This window comes from Acidovorax sp. GW823-FHT02H02 (assembly GCF_058797075.1).
Window position 1 is genome coordinate 1 of record NZ_JBXAJH010000017.1, and the last position, 17,726, is coordinate 17,726.

The 17,726-nt window shown below is 67.1% G+C and carries 15 protein-coding genes; 10 read left to right on the forward strand and 5 right to left on the reverse strand.

What is annotated here, in order from left to right; all coding sequences use genetic code 11:
- Nucleotides 1-31: 31 nt before the first annotated feature.
- Together AC1RDS_RS16825 and AC1RDS_RS16830 are read right to left on the reverse strand one after the other, a co-directional pair.
- Entirely contained in the window at nucleotides 32-973 is a 942-nt protein-coding gene (locus AC1RDS_RS16825; protein WP_026435846.1) for a bestrophin family protein, read from the reverse strand.
- A 96-nt stretch (nucleotides 974-1,069) separates the two neighbouring features.
- A complete protein-coding gene (locus tag AC1RDS_RS16830; RefSeq protein ID WP_026435845.1) occupies nucleotides 1,070-1,627 on the reverse strand; it encodes an HNH endonuclease in 558 nt (185 codons plus the stop codon).
- Between the two features lie 141 nt (nucleotides 1,628-1,768).
- On the opposite strand from AC1RDS_RS16830, the gene AC1RDS_RS16835 reads away from it, so the two are divergent.
- The 3 genes from AC1RDS_RS16835 to lspA all read left to right on the forward strand — a co-directional run bounded on the left by AC1RDS_RS16835 (nucleotide 1,769) and on the right by lspA (nucleotide 6,299).
- A complete protein-coding gene (locus AC1RDS_RS16835) occupies nucleotides 1,769-2,818 on the forward strand; it encodes a bifunctional riboflavin kinase/FAD synthetase (protein WP_026435844.1) in 1,050 nt (349 codons plus the stop codon).
- A gap of 107 nt (nucleotides 2,819-2,925) precedes the next feature.
- The gene (gene ileS, locus AC1RDS_RS16840; RefSeq protein WP_026435843.1) at nucleotides 2,926-5,790 is read left to right on the forward strand and encodes an isoleucine--tRNA ligase; all 2,865 of its coding nucleotides are present in this window, start codon (nucleotides 2,926-2,928) and stop codon (nucleotides 5,788-5,790) included.
- On the forward strand, nucleotides 5,790-6,299 hold the full coding sequence (gene lspA / locus AC1RDS_RS16845; protein WP_026435842.1) for a signal peptidase II: 510 nt from the start codon (nucleotides 5,790-5,792) through the stop codon (nucleotides 6,297-6,299). Before ileS ends, lspA begins: the two co-directional genes overlap by 1 nt.
- Nucleotides 6,300-6,377: 78 nt before the next feature.
- Here the strand turns inward: lspA and lolD are convergent, their stop codons facing one another.
- The 3 genes from lolD to AC1RDS_RS16860 form a co-directional block, all read right to left on the reverse strand.
- Nucleotides 6,378-7,079 carry a lipoprotein-releasing ABC transporter ATP-binding protein LolD gene (gene lolD / locus AC1RDS_RS16850; RefSeq protein WP_026435841.1) on the reverse strand — a complete coding sequence of 234 codons (702 nt, stop codon included), beginning with the start codon at nucleotides 7,077-7,079 and terminating at the stop codon, nucleotides 6,378-6,380.
- A 118-nt stretch (nucleotides 7,080-7,197) separates the two neighbouring features.
- Entirely contained in the window at nucleotides 7,198-8,451 is a 1,254-nt protein-coding gene (locus AC1RDS_RS16855) for a lipoprotein-releasing ABC transporter permease subunit (RefSeq protein WP_026435840.1), read from the reverse strand.
- Between the two features lie 41 nt (nucleotides 8,452-8,492).
- Nucleotides 8,493-9,005: a MarR family winged helix-turn-helix transcriptional regulator gene (locus AC1RDS_RS16860; RefSeq protein ID WP_026435839.1), complete on the reverse strand. Its 513-nt coding sequence runs from the start codon at nucleotides 9,003-9,005 to the stop codon at nucleotides 8,493-8,495.
- Nucleotides 9,006-9,087: 82 nt separating this feature from the next.
- Here AC1RDS_RS16860 and AC1RDS_RS16865 point away from each other — a divergent pair, with 82 nt between their 5' ends.
- The 7 genes from AC1RDS_RS16865 to AC1RDS_RS16895 all read left to right on the forward strand — a co-directional run bounded on the left by AC1RDS_RS16865 (nucleotide 9,088) and on the right by AC1RDS_RS16895 (nucleotide 17,713).
- Complete coding sequence (locus AC1RDS_RS16865) at nucleotides 9,088-10,071, forward strand: Bug family tripartite tricarboxylate transporter substrate binding protein (RefSeq protein ID WP_026435838.1); 984 nt, start codon at nucleotides 9,088-9,090, stop codon at nucleotides 10,069-10,071.
- Between the two features lie 11 nt (nucleotides 10,072-10,082).
- On the forward strand, nucleotides 10,083-11,399 hold the full coding sequence (locus AC1RDS_RS16870) for a sulfatase family protein (protein ID WP_026435837.1): 1,317 nt from the start codon (nucleotides 10,083-10,085) through the stop codon (nucleotides 11,397-11,399).
- 51 nt (nucleotides 11,400-11,450) lie between these two features.
- Nucleotides 11,451-13,118 carry a SulP family inorganic anion transporter gene (locus AC1RDS_RS16875; RefSeq protein ID WP_026435836.1) on the forward strand — a complete coding sequence of 556 codons (1,668 nt, stop codon included), beginning with the start codon at nucleotides 11,451-11,453 and terminating at the stop codon, nucleotides 13,116-13,118.
- A 125-nt stretch (nucleotides 13,119-13,243) separates the two neighbouring features.
- A complete protein-coding gene (locus AC1RDS_RS16880; protein WP_026435835.1) occupies nucleotides 13,244-14,221 on the forward strand; it encodes a phosphoglycerate mutase in 978 nt (325 codons plus the stop codon).
- On the forward strand, nucleotides 14,218-16,017 hold the full coding sequence (gene recJ / locus AC1RDS_RS16885; RefSeq protein ID WP_348683032.1) for a single-stranded-DNA-specific exonuclease RecJ: 1,800 nt from the start codon (nucleotides 14,218-14,220) through the stop codon (nucleotides 16,015-16,017). Before AC1RDS_RS16880 ends, recJ begins: the two co-directional genes overlap by 4 nt.
- 171 nt (nucleotides 16,018-16,188) lie before the next feature.
- Entirely contained in the window at nucleotides 16,189-17,052 is an 864-nt protein-coding gene (locus tag AC1RDS_RS16890) for a 3',5'-nucleoside bisphosphate phosphatase (RefSeq protein ID WP_092699226.1), read from the forward strand.
- Between the two features lie 25 nt (nucleotides 17,053-17,077).
- On the forward strand, nucleotides 17,078-17,713 hold the full coding sequence (locus tag AC1RDS_RS16895) for an L-threonylcarbamoyladenylate synthase (protein ID WP_092699196.1): 636 nt from the start codon (nucleotides 17,078-17,080) through the stop codon (nucleotides 17,711-17,713).
- Nucleotides 17,714-17,726 lie beyond the last annotated feature (13 nt).

Below are 17,726 nucleotides of genomic sequence, written 5' to 3' on the forward strand. Positions count from 1 at the left end.
TTCGGGCGGTTTTTTCTTGCTGGCCTGTCGCTCAGGTCAGCTGGAAGTTCACCGGCTCCAGCGCGGGCGGCAGGTCTTTCTCGCCCAGCGATTCGCGCAAATGGATCTCGATGGCCCTGCACAGGGTGTCGAGCGGCAGATCGTTGCTTTCCAGGCCGAAGGGTTCCTCGATCTCGTCGCCCAGCGCGTCCAGACCGAAGAAGGTGTAGGCCACGATGCCCACCACAAAAGGCGTCATGAACCCCGTGGTGTCCACCAGACCGAAGGGCAGCAAAAAGCAGTACATGTAGGCCGTGCGGTGCAGCAGCAGCGTGTAGGAAAACGGCACGGGGGTGTTCTTGATGCGCTCGCACGAGGCGGCCGAGGCGGTCAGGGAGGACAGCGTGGCATCCACCGATGCCGCCAGGCAGGGCTCGATCTGGCCCTGGCGCACGCACTCGCCCAGGTCACGGCCCATGTGCAGCATGATGGCGTCGGCGGGGTTCGAGGTGCTGCGCGCTTTTTCAAACTCTGCCGTTGTCAGCCAGCGCTGCAGCACGGCGTCATCGCGCTGGTCGCGCAGCTGCAGCCGCAGCGCATGCACGAACGCGATGGCGCGGTGCACCATGCGCACCCGCACATCGTCGTCACGCTGGGCGGGGTTGAGCGGCGCAGACAGCTGGATCAGGCCTTGGCACTGGCGCGAAAGCGTGCGCGTGCGGTGCACGATCTCGCCCCAGAGCTTGCGGGCTTCCCAGTAGCGGTCGTAGGCGGTGGTGTTGCGAAAGCCCAGAAAAATCGCCAGCGGCAGACCGATCAGGGTAAAAGGAATGGCGGTGAGCGTGATCTTGAGCGTGAACAGGTTGCCATGCACCAGCGTCACCAGGGTCGCCAGCAAGATGTTGAGCAGCAAGGTGAGGCGAATGCGGTGCAACACCGAGCCGCGCAGGACCAGAAACAAGCGCAGCCCCGACGGACGCTCACGAACAATCATGCTGGAAAACCAAGGGAAAACCCTTATTTGACCACAGCCCACCCCGTGGCGCCAAGGCGGTGCATCCCCCGATGGGCCACGGGCGGGACGGCCCGATCAGACCAGCAACCGCGACGATTTGGGCACATGGGCCATCAAAAACTCCATCTGGTCGGCCAGGATGCGCCGGTTGCGCAGGATGAAGTCTTCCCACAGGCTGGGCACATAGGGCGCATACAGCAGGGGCATGTGGGCCTGCTCAGGCGTGCGTGGGCCCTTGCGGTGGTTGCAGGGTCGGCAGGCCGTGACCACGTTCATCCAGTGGTTCTGGCCGTTGCGCGCAAACGGCACGATGTGCTCGCGCGTGAGGTCTTCTTCGTGAAAATGGCCGCCGCAATAGGCGCACACATTGCGATCGCGCGCAAACAGCTTGCTGTTGGTGAGGCTGGGCTTGAGATCGAAAGGGTTGATGCCCGGCACGCCGCGGGTGCCGACGATGCTGTTGACGGCAATCACCGATTGCTCGCCCGTGATGGCGCTGTAGCCGCCCCGGAAACGGGCGATCTGTCCGCCCGACTCCCAGCGCACCTCCCCGGCGGCATAGTGAATCACCGCCTGCTCCAATGTGATCCACGATTGGGGCAGCCCTTGGGCCGACAGCTTCAAGACCTTCACAACACGCCTCCTGGAACAAAAGTACACAAGGATTCGGAACACGGATGGCACTGCGATCACAATATACTCCGTTTTCATGACAAATTGGCGTCTTGCGCTTGATACATCAGCGCAAGCTGCTATCAAAACAATATCAAACCGATGAAGATCTTTCGCGGCTTCCACCACCCGGACATCGCCCGCGCCTGCGCGCTGACCATTGGCAATTTCGACGGCGTGCACAGGGGCCACCAGGCCATGCTGGCCCTGCTGAACAGCGAGGCCGCCCACCGGGGCGTGGACAGCTGCGTGCTGACCTTCGAGCCCCATCCACGCGACTATTTCGCCGGTGCGCTGCGCAAGCCGGACCTGGCTCCGGCCCGCATCGGCACGCTGCGCGACAAGCTCACCGAGCTGCAGCGCTGCGGCGTGCAGCAGGCCGTGGTGCTGCCATTCGATGCGCGGTTGGCCGCCCAGCCGCCCCAGGCCTTCATCGACGAGGTGCTGGTGCGCGGCCTGGGCGCACGCTATGTACTGGTGGGCGACGATTTCCGCTTTGGTGCCCAGCGGGCGGGCGACTACACCATGCTGGACTCGGCGGGCCAGCATCTGGGTTTTGACGTGGCCCGCATGAACAGCTATGAGGTCCATGGGTTGCGCGTTTCCAGCTCGGCCGTGCGCGATGCGCTGCAGCGCGGCGACATGGCCGCCGCCGCCGGCCTGCTGGGCCGGCCCTACACCATCAGCGGCCATGTCGTGCACGGGCGCAAGCTCGGGCGTGCGCTGGGGGCCAGCAACGCTGGTGCCGACGACGGTTTTCGCACCCTGAACCTGCGCTTCGCGCACTGGAAGCCCGCCGCCAGCGGCATCTTTGCCGTGCTGGTGCATGGCCTGGGCCATGCGCCCCTGCCCGGGGTCGCCAACCTGGGCGTGCGGCCCTCGCTCGATCCAGCGGATGTGAACGGCGGCCGCGTGCTGCTCGAAACCCATTGCCTGGACTGGCCCGCCGATCTGGGGCCCGAGGGGGCGTACGGTAAAATCATCCGCGTGGAACTGCTGCACAAACTGCACGACGAGCTGAAATACGACGGTCTCGATGCCCTGACGGCGGGTATTGCCAAAGACTGCGCCGATGCACGTGCCTACTTTGCGTCGGCCCACGCCCCCTCCGATACCGAGACCCGGCGCCAGACCACGCGCGACCGAATTTGAGGTGGCTGCCCTGCGCAGCACCTGCACGGGCGACCCATTCGCCTCCCGTGCCCTCCTCCCGTTTTGACCCGGGCCCGCCCCGGAATGCCCTGTTTTAAGGCTTATCCATGTCCGACAACGCCAGTCCCGCACCCACCGACTACCGCAGCACACTGAACCTGCCCGACACGCCGTTCCCGATGCGCGGCGATCTGCCCAAGCGCGAGCCGGCCTGGGTCAAGGAGTGGGAAGACCAGGGCGTCTACAAGAAGCTGCGCGATGCGCGCTGCGGCAAGCCCAAGTTCATCCTGCACGACGGCCCGCCCTATGCCAACGGGCAACTGCACATCGGCCACGCGGTCAACAAGATCCTCAAGGACATGATCACCAAGGCGCGCCAGCTCGAAGGCTTTGACGCGCTGTATGTGCCCGGCTGGGACTGCCACGGCCTGCCCATCGAAAACGCCATCGAAAAACTGCATGGCCGCAACCTGCCGCGCGACGAGATGCAGGCCAAGAGCCGCGCCTTTGCCACCGAGCAGATCGCGCAGCAGATGCAGGATTTCAAGCGCCTCGGTGTGCTGGGCGAGTGGGACAACCCCTACAAGACCATGAACTACGCCAACGAGGCGGGCGAGCTGCGCGCCTTGAAGCGCGTGATGGAGCGCGGCTACGTGTACCGCGGCCTCAAGCCCGTGTACTGGTGCTTCGACTGCGGCTCGTCGCTGGCCGAGTTCGAGATCGAATACCAGGACAAGAAGAGCCAGACGCTGGACGTGGCCTTCAAGGCGCACGACCCAGCCCGGCTGGCTGCGGCCTTCGGTCTGCCAGGGCTGGAAGGCCCCTCCGGTAGCGTGCCCAAGGACGCCTTTGCCGTCATCTGGACCACCACCGCCTGGACCATCCCCGCCAACCAGGCGCTCAACCTCAACCCCGACCTGCCCTATGCGCTGGTGGACACCGAGCGTGGCCTGCTGATCGTGGCCGAAACGCTGGTGGAATCCTGCCTGCAGCGCTGGAACCTGCAAGGCCAGGTGCTGGCCGTGACCCAGGGCAAACAGCTCGCCGGCCTCGAATTCGAGCACCCGCTGCACGATGTGGATGCCGGCTACCGCCGCCTCTCGCCCGTGTACCTGGCCGAATACGCCACGGCCACCGACGGCACCGGCCTCGTGCACTCCTCGCCTGCATACGGCGTGGAAGACTTCAACTCGTGCGTGGCGCACGGCATGCAGTACGACGACATCCTGAACCCCGTGCTGGGCAACGGCCGCTACGACGAATCGCTGGCGCTGTTCGGCGGGCTCAACATCTGGAAGGCCTGCCCCATCATCATCGAGGCGCTGCAGGCCGCCGGGCGCCTGCTGGGCACCACCACCATCACCCACAGCTACCCGCACTGCTGGCGCCACAAGACGCCGGTGATCTACCGCGCCGCCGCCCAGTGGTTCGTGCGCATGGACGAGGGCGAGGGCGTGTTCACCACCGACAAGGCCCCCGGCACGCTGCGCCAGACCGCTCTGGCCGCCATCGAGCAGACCCACTTCTACCCCGAGAACGGCAAATCGCGCCTGCGCGACATGATCGCCGGCCGGCCCGACTGGTGCATCTCGCGCCAGCGCAGCTGGGGCGTGCCCCTGCCCTTTTTCCTGCACAAGGATTCGGGCGAGCTGCACCCGCGCACCATGGAAATCATCGACCAGGCCGCTTCCATCGTCGAGCAGGGCGGCATCGAGGCCTGGAGCCGCATGACGGCCGAAGAGGTGCTCGGCGCCGAGGACGCCGTGCACTACACCAAGAGCACCGACATCCTCGAAGTGTGGTTCGACTCGGGCTCCACCTTCTGGCATGTGATGCGCGGCACGCACGGCAGCATGCACCACGACGAAGGACCCGAGGCCGACCTCTACCTCGAAGGCCACGACCAGCACCGCGGCTGGTTCCACAGCTCGCTGCTGCTGGCCAGCGCCATCTTCGGCCGCGCGCCCTACCGCGGCCTGCTGACGCACGGCTTCACCGTGGACGGCCAGGGCAAGAAGATGAGCAAGTCGCTGGGCAACACCGTCTCGCCGCAGGAGGTAAGCGGCAAGCTGGGCGCCGAAATCATCCGCCTGTGGTGCGCCGCCACCGACTACTCGGGCGACCTGGCGATTGACGACAAGATCCTGGCGCGCGTGGTCGATGCCTACCGCCGCATCCGCAACACGCTGCGCTTTTTGCTGGCCAACGTGAGCGACTTCGACCCGGCCAAGGACGCCGTGCCGTTCGAGCAGATGCTGGAGATCGACCGCTACGCGCTGGTGCGCGCCGCGCAGTTCCAGGAAGACCTGCTGGCCCACTACCGGGTGTACGAGTTCCACCCCGTGGTGGCCAAGCTGCAGCTGTACTGCTCGGAAGACCTGGGCGGCTTTTACCTCGATGTACTCAAGGACCGCCTCTACACCACGGCCCCCAAGAGCCTGGCGCGGCGCAGCGCCCAGACCGCGCTGCACCAGATCACGCACGCCATGCTGCGCTGGATGGCGCCATTCCTGTCATTCACGGCCGAAGAAGCGTGGAAGATCTTTGGTCACTCCGAGTCGATCTTCATCGAGACCTTCTCGGCGCTGGGCCACAGCGACGACGGCCTGCTGGCCAAGTGGAGCCGCATCCGCGAGATCCGCGACGCCGTCAACAAGGACATCGAGGCGCTGCGCGCCGCCGGCCAGGTGGGCGCCTCGCTGCAGGCCTGCATCACGCTGACAGCGCCCCCCGAGGACCACGCGCTGCTCGCCAGCCTGGGCGATGACCTGAAGTTCGTTTTCATCACCTCCACTATTGAATTAATAGCTGGAAGCGCTTTAAAGGCAAACGCCAGGGCCAGTTCGGATGCCAAATGCGAGCGCTGCTGGCACTACCGCGACGACGTGGGCCACGACGCGGCCCATCCCACCCTGTGCGGGCGCTGCACCAGCAACCTCTTTGGCAGCGGCGAAGAACGGAAGGTGGCCTGATGGCCCGGGGCAGCACCTCATTCATGCGCAGCCCAGGCGCCAGCCTGTGGCCCTGGCTGGCCTGGGCGGTGGTCATTTTGCTGGCCGACCAGTTCACCAAGACGCTGATCCTGGGCTACTACCGGCTCGGCGATGCCACCACCATCACCAGCTTTTTCAACATCGTGCGCGCGCACAACACGGGTGCGGCCTTCTCGTTCCTATCCGACGCGGGCGGCTGGCAGCGCTGGCTGTTCACGGGCATCGGCGTGGCCGCCACGCTGTTCATCGTCTGGCAGCTGCGCGCACACCCGGGGCAAAAGCTGTTCTGCTTTGCGCTGTCGAGCATCCTGGGCGGCGCCGTGGGCAATGTGGTGGACCGGCTGATGCACGGCTACGTGGTCGATTTTCTCGACTTCCATCTGCGCGGCTGGCATTTTCCGGCGTTCAACATCGCCGACGCGGCCATCACCGTGGGGGCGGTCTGCCTGATCCTGGACGAGCTGCTGCGCGTCAGAAGCGCACGCTGATACGTTTTTGCCTTCCAGCGAATAACGGGGCGGAAAGCCGAAGGCAGTGCCGTGGCAGGCGGCGCGCGCCTGCCCCCGTCAATCACCCAGACGCCCCGCCACCAGCCGCACCACGCGGTCGCAGCGGGCGGCCAGAGATTCATCGTGCGTCACCATCACGAACGCCGTGCCCTGCTCGCGCGCCAGCTGCAGCATCAGCGCAAACACGCTGTTCGCCGTGCTGCGGTCCAGGTTGCCGGTGGGTTCGTCGGCCAGCACGCAGGCCGGCCGCGTCACCAGGGCGCGCGCAATCGCCACCCGCTGGCGCTCGCCGCCCGAAAGCTCTGCCGGGCGGTGGTGCAGGCGGTCTTTCAATCCGACGGAGGTGAGCACCCGCCCGGCCTCGGCATGGCACTGCGCCAGCGGCAGGCGCCGGATGCGCAGCGGCATGGCCACGTTGTCGAGCGCGCTGAACTCGGGCAGCAGGTGGTGGAACTGGTAGATGAAGCCCAGGTGCCGGTTGCGCAGCTGGCCCTGGCGTTCGGCCGACAGCGCTGACATCTCCTCGCCCTTGAGGCGCACCGTGCCCGTCGTGGGCGCATCCAGCCCGCCCAGCAGGTGCAGCAGCGTGCTCTTGCCGGAGCCCGAGGCGCCGACGATGGCCAGGGTTTCACCGGCATGGATCTGCAGGTCCACACCCTGGAGCACGGTCACATCCAGGCGGCCCTCGGTGAAGCGCTTGGTGAGGCCCCTGGCCTCCAGCACCACTTCGGCGTCCAATCCAGCGTGTGCAGGGTTCATGACCGAGCCGCCGCCGGGCCGCCCCAAGGCGGCGAGCGCCCCGGGATCGCGGGAACCCGGGAGCCCTTCCCCGGATGGGGGCAGCGAGGACACGCCAGTGCCAAGCGTGGGGGTGGTGTTACTCATAGCGCAATGCCTCGGCGGGATTCACACGGCTGGCACGCCAGCTGGGGTAGAGCGTGGCCACGAAGGCCAGCACGAGCGAGATGACGCCGATGGGCACGATGTCGCTGCTCTGCGGCTCGCTGGGCATCTTGCTGATGAGGTAGATGTCCTTGGGCAGGAAGCTCGCGTTCAAGGCCTTTTCAATCGCCGGCACGATCACGTCGATGTTGAGCGCGATGCCCAGGCCCAGCAGCAGGCCCACCGCCGTACCGATCACGCCCACCATGGCGCCCTGCACCACAAAAATGCCCATGATGCTTTTGGGGCTGGCGCCCAGCGTGCGCAGGATGGCGATGTCGGCGCGCTTGTCGGTCACCGTCATCACCAGCGTGCTCACCAGATTGAAGGCCGCCACGGCCACGATCAGCGTGAGGATGATGAACATCATGCGTTTTTCGAGCTGTACCGCGGCAAACCAGGTCTTGTTCTGCTGCGTCCAGTCGCGGATCAGCAGCTGGTCGCTCAGGCTGCCGGCCAGTTGCCGGGTCACCTCGCGCGCCTGGTGCAGGTCCTTGAGCTTGAGGCGGATGCCCGTGGGGCCTTCGAGGCGGAAGATGCGCTGCGCATCCTCGTGGTGCAGCAGCACCAGGGCCGAGTCGTATTCGTAGTGGCCCGAGTCGAATGTGCCCGCCACCGTCATCTGCTTGAGGCGCGGCACCACGCCCGCGGGTGTGACCTGCCCGGCTGGCGCGATCAGCGTCACCACATCGCCCGCACGCACGCCCAGGGTGCGGGCCAGCTCGCCACCCAGCACCACACGGAACTCGCCGGGCACCAGCAGCTTGAGTGTTTCCTCGTTGGTGGCAGCCAGGTCGGTCACCGCGCCTTCGAGCGCCGGGTCGATGCCGCGCACCAGCGTGCCCTTCATGTCCTCGCCGCGGGCCAGCAGGGCCTGCGCCCCCACGAAGGGCGCGGCGCCGATCACGTTGGGGTTTTGCCGGGCCTCGGCCAGCGTGCGCGCCACATCGGGCAGGGCCGCGCCCTGGGGCGCAAAGATCTCGATGTGCGAGACCACGCTGAGCATGCGGTCGCGCACCTCTTTCTGAAAGCCGTTCATCACACTGAGCACGATGATGAGCGCCGCCACACCGAGGGCAATGCCCAGCATGGACACGCCCGAGATGAACGAGATGAAACCATTGCGCCGCGTGGCGCGGCCAGCGCGCGTGTAGCGCCAGCCCAGGGCCAGTTCGTAGGGAATTTGCATAAGCTGGCGATTGTGGCACCGCACGCCAGCGCGCCCGGTCTTCAGCTGCTCGCGCGCAGCCCACGCCCGCCCCGGCGCCGGTCGGCCTTGGGCAGGTCGGCGCCGCACTGCATGGCATCGGCCTGGGACTGCAACACTGCCAGCAGCGCGTCCAGCTGGTCTGCCTCGACCGGGCTCAAGGGAGCCACCAACGCCTGGTGGATAGCCATCACCCGGGGCAGCACAGCCTCGTACAGGGCACGGCCCGCGTCGCTCAGGTGCAGGACCACTTGACGGCGGTCGTGCGGGCGGGGCACACGCACCACCAGTTGCCTGGCCACCAGCGCCGTGACGGCCCGCGAGGTGCGCGCCCGGTCCAGCTGCGCCGCGTCGGCCAGCTCGGACGACAAAATGCCGTCACGCTTGCCCAGTTGCGCCAGCACCCGCCATTCGCGCCGGGTGATGCCGAACTCACCCTCGCAGATGCGGGTGACCAGGCTGCCGGCCTTTCCCAGTACCCGACCCAGGCGGTACAGCAGCATGTCGTCGATGCTCTGGGGGTTGAGGGTTTTCACGGTAATGAATTGATTAGAACAATGATCCACATCAATCTTACAGTCGATGCAGCTTCTTCATTTTTGCGAGCGAGACACCAAGATGCGCACTGTTTTTCCCACCCGCCGCCTGGCCTTGCTGGCCCTCAGCACCTGCGCCCTGGCCCAGGCCCCGCTGCTGCACGCCCAAATCGCTGACTACCCCAGCAAGCCGGTGAAGTTCGTCAACGCCTTTACGCCGGGCGGCCCGACCGATGTGTTGGCCCGCTCACTGGGCGAAGCCCTGCAAACGCAGTTCAAGCAGCCCTTCATCGTCGAGAACAAGCCCGGCGCAGCAGGCAACATTGGTGCCGACATGGTGGCCAAGAGCCCGGCCGATGGCTACACCGTGATGATAGGCATAGACACCACCTTCACCGTCAACCCGCACATCTACCCCAGCATGCCCTTCAAACAGGGCGATCTGAAGCCGCTGATGGTGCTGGCCACCTCGGGAATGATGGTGGTGGCGCACCCATCCACCGGCTTTAAAAGTCTGGCCGACATGGTCACCGCCGGCAAGAGCAAGGGCGTGAACTTCAGTTCCGCCGGCAACGGCAGCCCGGGCCACCTGGCCGCCGAGGTGCTTGGCAACGCCACGGGCACGAAGATTCAGCACATTCCCTACAAAGGCAACGCACCCGCAGCCAATGCCGTGCTGGCCGGTGAGGTGGATGGCGGGGTGCTGGCGGCGCCCACGATGCTGCAACACATCAAGGCCGGCAAGATCACGGCCCTGGCCGTGACCAGCCGCCAGCGCTCCAAGGTAGCACCCGACGTGCCCACCGTGGCAGAGGCCGGTTACCCCCAGCTGGTGCAGGAAATTCTGTACGTGGCCATGGTGCCCGCCGCCATGCCCGAGCCCCTTATGCAAACCTTGCAGCGCGGCATGCTCGAAGCCCTGCGCAGCCCCGACATCCAGGCCCGCCTGACGGCGCTGGATTTGCAGGTCGATGGTTCCGTGGGGGCGGCTGCCAGCAAACGCCTGGCGGATTTGTCAGCGCAATATGGCCGCATCGCCAAAGCCACCAACATGAAGGTGGATTGAAAGCACCCACCATGCAAAAACCCAATCTGATCTTTATCGTGGCCGACGACCTGGGCTTTGCCGACCTGGGCTGCTACGGCGGCCGCGATGCCGCGTTCGGCCCGGTCTCGCCAGTGCTCGACGGTCTGGCCTCCCACGGCCTCAAGCTCACCCAGGGCTATTCCAACTCGCCGGTGTGCTCGCCCACCCGCTTTGCCATGATCACCGGGCGCTACCAATACCGCTTGCGCGGCGCGGCGGAAGAGCCCATCAACAGCCGCAGCAAGGGCAGCACGACGCTGGGCCTGCCGCCCGAGCACCCCACCCTGCCCTCGCTGCTCAAGGAGGCGGGCTACCGCACCGCGCTGATCGGCAAATGGCACCTCGGCTACCCGCCGGCCTTTGGGCCACTGCAGTCGGGGTATGAGGAATTCTTCGGCCCCATGTCGGGCGGGGTGGACTATTTCAGCCACCATAGCAGCGCGGGCCACCACGATCTGTACTTGGGCGAAGAAAGCCACACCGAAGAGGGCTACCTGACCGACCTGCTCTCGCAGCGCGCGGTGGACTGTGTGAACCGCATGGCCGGGCAGGATGTCCCCTTTCTGCTCAGCCTGCACTACACCGCGCCCCACTGGCCCTGGGAGACGCGCGACGACCAGGCGCTGTCCGAAGAGGTGAAATCCAACCTCTTTCACCTGCATGGCGGCAACATCCACCAGTACCGCCGCATGATCCACCACATGGACGAGGGCGTTGGCTGGCTGGTGGAGGCCCTGCGCACCAATGGTCAGCTGGACAACACGTTGATCGTGTTCACCAGCGACAACGGCGGCGAGCGTTTCTCGGACAACTGGCCGCTGGTAGGCGGCAAGATGGACCTGACCGAAGGCGGCATCCGCGTGCCCTGGATTGCCCACTGGCCCGCCGTGATCGCCCCAGGCCGCGAAAGCACCCAGCAGTGCCTGACCATGGACTGGACAGCCACCATGCTGGATGCCGCAGGCGTAACAGCGCACCCCGACTACCCGCTGGACGGCGTCTCGCTGCTGCCCGTGCTGCGCACGCCGGGACAAGAGTTTGACCGACCCGTACATTTCCGCATGAACCACCGTGGCCAGCGGGCGCTGCGCGATGGCGACTGGAAGTACCTGCGCGTCGATGGCAACGATTACCTGTTCAACATCCCGCAGGACGAGCGCGAGCGCGCCAACCTGGGCATGCGCCAACCCGAGCGCCTGGCCCAGATGCGCGCCAGCTGGGAAGCCTGGAACGCCACCATGCCCCCCATCCCGCAGGATGCCACGGTATCGCTGGGCTATTCGGCCAAGGACATGCCGCAGCGCTGACACGCCCATGCGCCTGTGGCAGGGCGCGCTTGAAGCCCCGGTCTTGGCGCAATGAAACAACTGCTTCCTTTTCTGCAATGGCCCCGGCCCGATGCCGCCCTGCTGCGCCAAGAGGCACTGGCCGGGCTGACGGTAGGCCTGATGGTCTTGCCCCAGGGCGTGGCCTACGCGGCACTGGCGGGCATGCCGCTGGTGACGGGCATTTACGCCTCGATCCTGCCCGCGCTGATCGCCGTACTGTTCAGCGCTTCCACGCGGCTGTCGGTGGGGCCGACGGCGCTCAGCTGCCTGCTGATCAGCGCATCCCTCAACGGCCTGGCCACGCCGGGCAGTGCGCAATGGGTCAACCTGGCGGTGTGGCTGGCGCTGCTCAGTGGCCTGCTGCAAACGGCGCTGGGGCTGCTGCGCTTTGGCTGGCTACTGAACCTGGTCAGCGCCCCGGTGCTGATGGCTTTTACCCAGGCGGCGGCGGTGCTGATCGTGGCCTCGCAATTGCCCGCGCTGCTGGGGCTGGGCAGCACGGGGCTGCGGGTGTGGGAAGGCGGCTGGCCCGACCTGTACGCCATGGGATTTGGTCTGGTCAGCCTGGCCCTGCTGGTGCTGGTGCGCCGCTGGCGGCCTGCGTTTCCTTCGGTGCTGCTGATCGTTGTGCTGAGCGCTGGGGCTTCGTTAGCCATCGGCTTTGAGGCGCTGGGTGGCAAGGTGGTGGGGGTGCTGCCGCACGGGCTGCCCTCGCTGTACCTGCCAAGCTGGCCGGGCTGGGAGACGCTGGGCCAACTGGTCTTGCCCACGCTGGTGATCACGCTGGTGAGCTTTCTGGAGACAGCCTCCAGCGCACGGGTGGACAGCGCGCGCGCGGGCAAGCCCTGGGACCAGAACCAGGACCTGATCGGCCAGGGGCTGGGCAAGCTCGCGGCGGGCCTCAGCGGGGCGTTTCCGACCAGCTCATCGTTTTCGCGCTCGGCACTCAATGTGTACGCCGGAGCACGCACCGGCTGGGCTACGGTGGCCTCGGTGCTGGTGGTGGTGTTGGCGCTGCTGGTGTTCATGCCGGTGCTGCAGCAGGTGCCCAGCGCTGTGCTGGCGGCGATTGTGGTGGTGGCGGTGATCGGACTGCTCAAGCCGCACGAGTTTGTGCGGCTGTGGCGCATCTCGCGCGTAGAAGCGGCCATTGCCGGCACCACCTTTGCCGTCACCCTGCTGGCAGCGCCGCGCCTGTACTGGGGCGTGCTGACCGGAATATTGATGGCACTGAGCCATTTTTTGTACCAGCGCCTGCACCCGCGCATCATTGAAGTGGGCCAGCACCCCGACGGCAGCCTGCGCGACCGCCACCTGTGGCATCTGCCGCCGCTGGCCCCGCACCTGTATGCGCTGCGCATGGATGCCGCACTGGACTTTGCCGCCGCCAGCAGTTTTGAGCGCACCATCGTCGAACACCTGGCACAGCACCCGGGCACGCAGCATGTGTGCCTGTTTGCCCAGCCCATCAATCGCATCGATGCCACCGGCATCGAGGCCATGGCCCAGCTCTGTGCCCAGTTGCACCGGCAAGGCACCACGCTGCACCTCAGCGGCCTGAAGCTGCCCGTGGAAACGCCCCTGCGCCGGGCGGGTGCCCTGCCCTCGGACCACTGGCTGCGCCTGTACCGCACCGATGCCGAGCTGCTGGCCGCGCTGGCCCGGCTGGACGGGGGGCCAGACGAGCTTGCGGTTTAAAACGGCATGCACAACTCGGCCATGCGATTCTGGCGCCGAGACAGTACAAGGAGATGGCAATACGCGGCAACGGCGTCAGGAGAGGTTTTTAGCCGCCCTGGGCCCATCCGGGACAATAGCGCCCCATGTCCGACCCGATCCATGTGCTTGTTCCCTACGCTGCCAGCCAACACCCCGGCTGCCAGCACGCGCTGCAAACGCTTTCCCTGCCCCACCTCGACTGGCTGCTGCGCCACCTGCAGCGCACCGGCAGCGACACCTTCGACGAAGACCACCCCGCCATGCCCCACGAGCGGGCGCTGGCGCGTGCCCTGGGCCTGCCGGGCGACGGCGTACAGGCCCCCTGGGCGGCCTGGCAGGTGCAGCGGCAAACACAGGCGACGGATGCGCAGGCCTGGGCCTTCGTCACGCCCTGCCACTGGCAGGTGGGCACCGACCACATCACGCTGCTCGACCCGCAAGCGCTGGCTCTGGACGAGGCGGCCTCGCGTGCCCTGCTGGACATCGTGGCGCCCTGGCTGCAAAGCGATGGCATCGCCCTGACCTACGACCAGCCCACGCGCTGGCTGGCCAGCGGCGCGCTGCTGGCCCACCTGGCTACGCCGTCGCTGGAGCGCGCACAAGGCAGCGATGTGCGCGGCTGGCTGCAGCACCAGGCACAAGCCAACGGCCGGCACAACGCGCAGGCGCAGGCTGCGCAAACCTGGCAGCGCCTGCACAGCGAGTTGCAAATGCTGCTCTACACCCATCCCTTCAACGACACCCGCAGCGCCCAGGGGCTGCTGCCGGTCAACGCCTTCTGGGTGCATGGCGCAGGCCGCCTCGATACCGCCCCGCAGCCCCGCGCAGTGCAGGTGCAAGACAACCTGCGCGCCAGCGCCCTGCGCCAAGACTGGGCTGCCTGGGCCAGCGCCTGGGCCGCACTGGACGCTGGCCCCCTGGCCCAGTTGCACGCCCAGGTGGCGCGCGGCGCCAGCGCACAGCTCACGCTGTGCGGCCTGCACAGCGCCCTTACCTGGCACACCAGCCAACGCAGTCTGCGGCACAAGTTTTCCAGTTTTTTTCGGCCCCAGAGATTTGTTGACGTACGCGAAGAGCTATGAAAATAATAGCTAGAGACATTCCCCCCCGCGCCGCCTGGGCGCTGGAACAGGCCGGTGTGCACCCGCTGCTGGCGCGCCTGTACGCCGCACGCGGCGTGCGCACCAAGGACGAGCTCGACGATGGCCTGGCGCGCCTGCTGCCACCCAGCGGCCTGAAAGGCATTGGGGAAGCAGCGCGGCTGCTGGCCGATGCCATGGCGCAGAACCAGCACCTGGTCATCGTGGCCGACTACGACTGCGACGGCGCCACCGCCTGCGCCGTGGGCGTGCGCGGCCTGCGCCTGCTGGGCGCAAAAAACGTGGATTACCTGGTGCCCGACCGCGTGACCGACGGCTACGGCCTCACGCCCCCCATCGCCCGCCGCGTGGCCGAGCGCGGCGCCGACGTGCTCATCACCGTGGACAACGGCATCGCCAGCGTGGACGGCGTGGCCGAGGCCAAGGCACTGGGCCTGCAGGTGCTGGTGACCGACCACCACCTGCCCGGCCCCGAGCTGCCTGCAGCCGACGCCATCGTCAACCCGAACCAGCCCGGCTGCCCGTTCGAGAGCAAATCCATGGCCGGGGTAGGCGTGATGTTCTACGTGCTGCTGGCCCTGCGCGCCGAGCTGCGTGCGCGCGGCGTGTTTGATGCATCGAGCGCCGCCGGGCCGCCCCAAGGCGCGAGCACCCCCTTGGGGGGCAGCGAACCACGCGCAGCGGGGAGCGTGGGGGCACCCAGACCCCAGCCCAAGCTCGACCCGCTGCTCACCCTGGTGGCGCTGGGCACCGTGGCCGACGTGGTCAAGCTCGACGCCAACAACCGCCGCCTGGTCGCCCAGGGCCTCAAGCGCATCCGCGCGGGCCAGATGCCCGCGGGCATCGCCGCCCTGTTCCATGCCGCCGGCCGCAAGGCACCCGTGGCCACCACCTTCGACTTTGGCTTTGCCCTGGGCCCGCGCATCAACGCCGCAGGCCGCCTGGCCGACATGACGCTGGGCATCGAATGCCTGCTGACCGACGACGCGGGCCGCGCCGCCGAGCTGGCCGCCACGCTGGACGCCATCAACCGCGAGCGCCGCGAGATCGAGGGCGGCATGCGCGACCAGGCCCTGCTGATGGCCGAGAGCCTGTTCCAGGAGGACGAAGAGCCGCCGCCCGCCATCAGCGTGTTCGACCCCGACTTCCACGAAGGCGTGGTCGGCATCGTGGCCAGCCGCATCAAGGACAAGCTGCACCGCCCGACCTTCGTGTTTGCCGCCAGCAGCGCGCCGGGCAAGGCGCATGAGCTCAAGGGCTCGGGCCGCTCCATCCCCGGCTTTCACCTGCGCGATGCGCTCGACCTGGTGGCCAAGCGCCACCCGGGCGTGCTGCTGAAATTTGGCGGCCATGCCATGGCGGCGGGCTGCACCGTGGCCGAAGAAACGTTTGAGGTGTTTGAGCGCGCCCTGGCCCAGGTGGCGCAGGAATGGCTGGACGCCGCCACCCTCACCCGCCGCATCGAGACCGACGGCCCGCTCGCGCCCGAATACTGCCGCGCCGACATCGTGGATACCCTGCACCACGAGGTGTGGGGCCAGGGCTTTGCGCCGCCCACCTTCAGCGAAGAAGTGCAGGTGCTGAGCCAGCGCCTGGTGGGCGAGGCCAAGAACCACCTGTCGATCAAGCTCATGCACCAGGGCAACCCCGTCGACGCCATCTGGTTCGGCCACACCGAGCAGCTGCCTGCGCGGGTGCTGCTGGCGTTCCGGCTCGACGTGAACGAGTGGAAGGGCGAGCGCAAGGTGCAGTTTCTGGTGGAAGGCGCCCAGACATGATCTGGCTGGTTTCAAGAACAACAGCCGGCAGATCCGATGGATAAAGCACCCAGCGCCATGCATCCAGAGACATTCTGGCGTCCGGCGCAGGCCCGGTGTGCGTCGCCCCCAAGGCGGCTGCGTGGCTCTCCAACGCCAGCGTTCGGCGCGGCAAACCCATAGAATCGGTTGGTGACCACCTACCTCAATGCCGACCTGCACTGCCACTCCGTGGTATCGGACGGAACCATGGCGCCCGAGGACCTGGCGGCACGGGCCAAGGCCAACGGGGTCGAGCTGTGGGCCCTGACCGACCATGACGAAATCGGCGGCCAGCAGCGCGCCGCTGCCGCCGCCCGCAGCCTGGGCATGGCCTATCTCACCGGCACCGAAATCTCGGTCAGCTTTGCCGGCACCACGGTGCATATCGTGGGCCTGGGGTTCGACCCCGACAACCCACAACTCGCGCAAGGCCTGGCGGCCACCCGCGGCGGCCGCGGCGGGCGCGCACGCGAAATGGCCACTCAGCTGGCGCAGGCAGGCATTTCCGGCGCCTATGAAGGTGCCCTGCAGTTCGTGGGCAACCCCGAGCTGGTTTCGCGCACCCACTTTGCCCGTTTTCTGGTGGACACCAAGGTCTGCCGGGACACCGCCGAGGTGTTTCGCAAATACCTGATCGAAGGCAAGCCCGGCTATGTGCCGCACCGCTGGGCGGCGCTCTCCGATGCGGTGCGATGGATCACCGAGGCAGGGGGCGTGGCGGTCATCGCCCACCCCGCGCGCTACAAGCTCACCGCCAACGAGGAATACGCGCTGTTCTCCGAATTCAAGGCCCATGGCGGCCAGGGCGTGGAAGTGGTCACCGGCAGCCACAGCGCAGCCGAATACGTCACCTACGGGGCCATGGCCCACGAGTTTGGCCTGGCCGCCTCGCGCGGCAGCGACTTTCACAGCCCCGAAGAATCCCACACCGACCTGGGCGCCCTGCCCCTGCTGCCCGGCACCCTCACCCCCGTGTGGGAACTGCTGGCCGAGCGGGTGCGACCCGCCGCCTGACATTGACCTGGAGGCATTGACTGCCATGGCCCAGTATTTCGAAGTCCACCCCGAAAACCCGCAACCCCGCCTGCTCAAACAGGCGGCGGCCCTGCTGCAAAAAGGCGGCATCGTGGCCGTGCCCACCGATTCGAGCTACGCGCTGGTGTGCCATCTCGACGACAAGGACGCCGTCGACCGCCTGCGCCGCATCCGCCAGGTGGACGACAAGCACCACCTGACCCTGCTGTGCCGCGACCTGTCGGAGCTGGCCAACTACGCCCGCGTCGACAACCGCCAGTACCGGCTGCTCAAGCTGGGTACGCCGGGGCCCTACACCTTCATCCTGGAAGCCACCAAAGAGGTGCCGCGCCGCGTGAGCCACCCTTCGCGCAAGACCATCGGCCTGCGCGTGCCCGACCGCAAGGGCCTGCAACTGCTGCTGGAGCTGCACGGCGCCCCGCTGCTGGCCACCACCCTGATTCCGGCCGGCGAGACCGAACCCCTCAACGACCCGCAGGACATCCGCGACCGCTATGAAAAACTGGTGGACGCCATCGTGGACGCGGGCGCCTGCCCCCTGGAGCCCACCACCGTGATCGACCTCACGCCCATGGGCAACGGCGGCGACCCCGAAGTGCTGCGCGAAGGCCGCGGCAGTGTGCAGGCCCTGGGGCTCTGAGACAATCTGGCTG

Coding starts and splice junctions, on each gene's coding strand:
- AC1RDS_RS16825 (WP_026435846.1), bottom strand. CDS start 973: ATGATTGTTCGTGAGCGTCCGTCGGGGCTGCGCTTGTTTCTGGTCCTG.
- AC1RDS_RS16835 (WP_026435844.1), top strand. CDS start 1,769: ATGAAGATCTTTCGCGGCTTCCACCACCCGGACATCGCCCGCGCCTGC.
- ileS (WP_026435843.1), top strand. CDS start 2,926: ATGTCCGACAACGCCAGTCCCGCACCCACCGACTACCGCAGCACACTG.
- lspA (WP_026435842.1), top strand. CDS start 5,790: ATGGCCCGGGGCAGCACCTCATTCATGCGCAGCCCAGGCGCCAGCCTG.
- lolD (WP_026435841.1), bottom strand. CDS start 7,079: ATGAACCCTGCACACGCTGGATTGGACGCCGAAGTGGTGCTGGAGGCC.
- AC1RDS_RS16855 (WP_026435840.1), bottom strand. CDS start 8,451: ATGCAAATTCCCTACGAACTGGCCCTGGGCTGGCGCTACACGCGCGCT.
- AC1RDS_RS16865 (WP_026435838.1), top strand. CDS start 9,088: ATGCGCACTGTTTTTCCCACCCGCCGCCTGGCCTTGCTGGCCCTCAGC.
- AC1RDS_RS16870 (WP_026435837.1), top strand. CDS start 10,083: ATGCAAAAACCCAATCTGATCTTTATCGTGGCCGACGACCTGGGCTTT.
- AC1RDS_RS16875 (WP_026435836.1), top strand. CDS start 11,451: ATGAAACAACTGCTTCCTTTTCTGCAATGGCCCCGGCCCGATGCCGCC.
- AC1RDS_RS16880 (WP_026435835.1), top strand. CDS start 13,244: ATGTCCGACCCGATCCATGTGCTTGTTCCCTACGCTGCCAGCCAACAC.
- recJ (WP_348683032.1), top strand. CDS start 14,218: ATGAAAATAATAGCTAGAGACATTCCCCCCCGCGCCGCCTGGGCGCTG.
- AC1RDS_RS16895 (WP_092699196.1), top strand. CDS start 17,078: ATGGCCCAGTATTTCGAAGTCCACCCCGAAAACCCGCAACCCCGCCTG.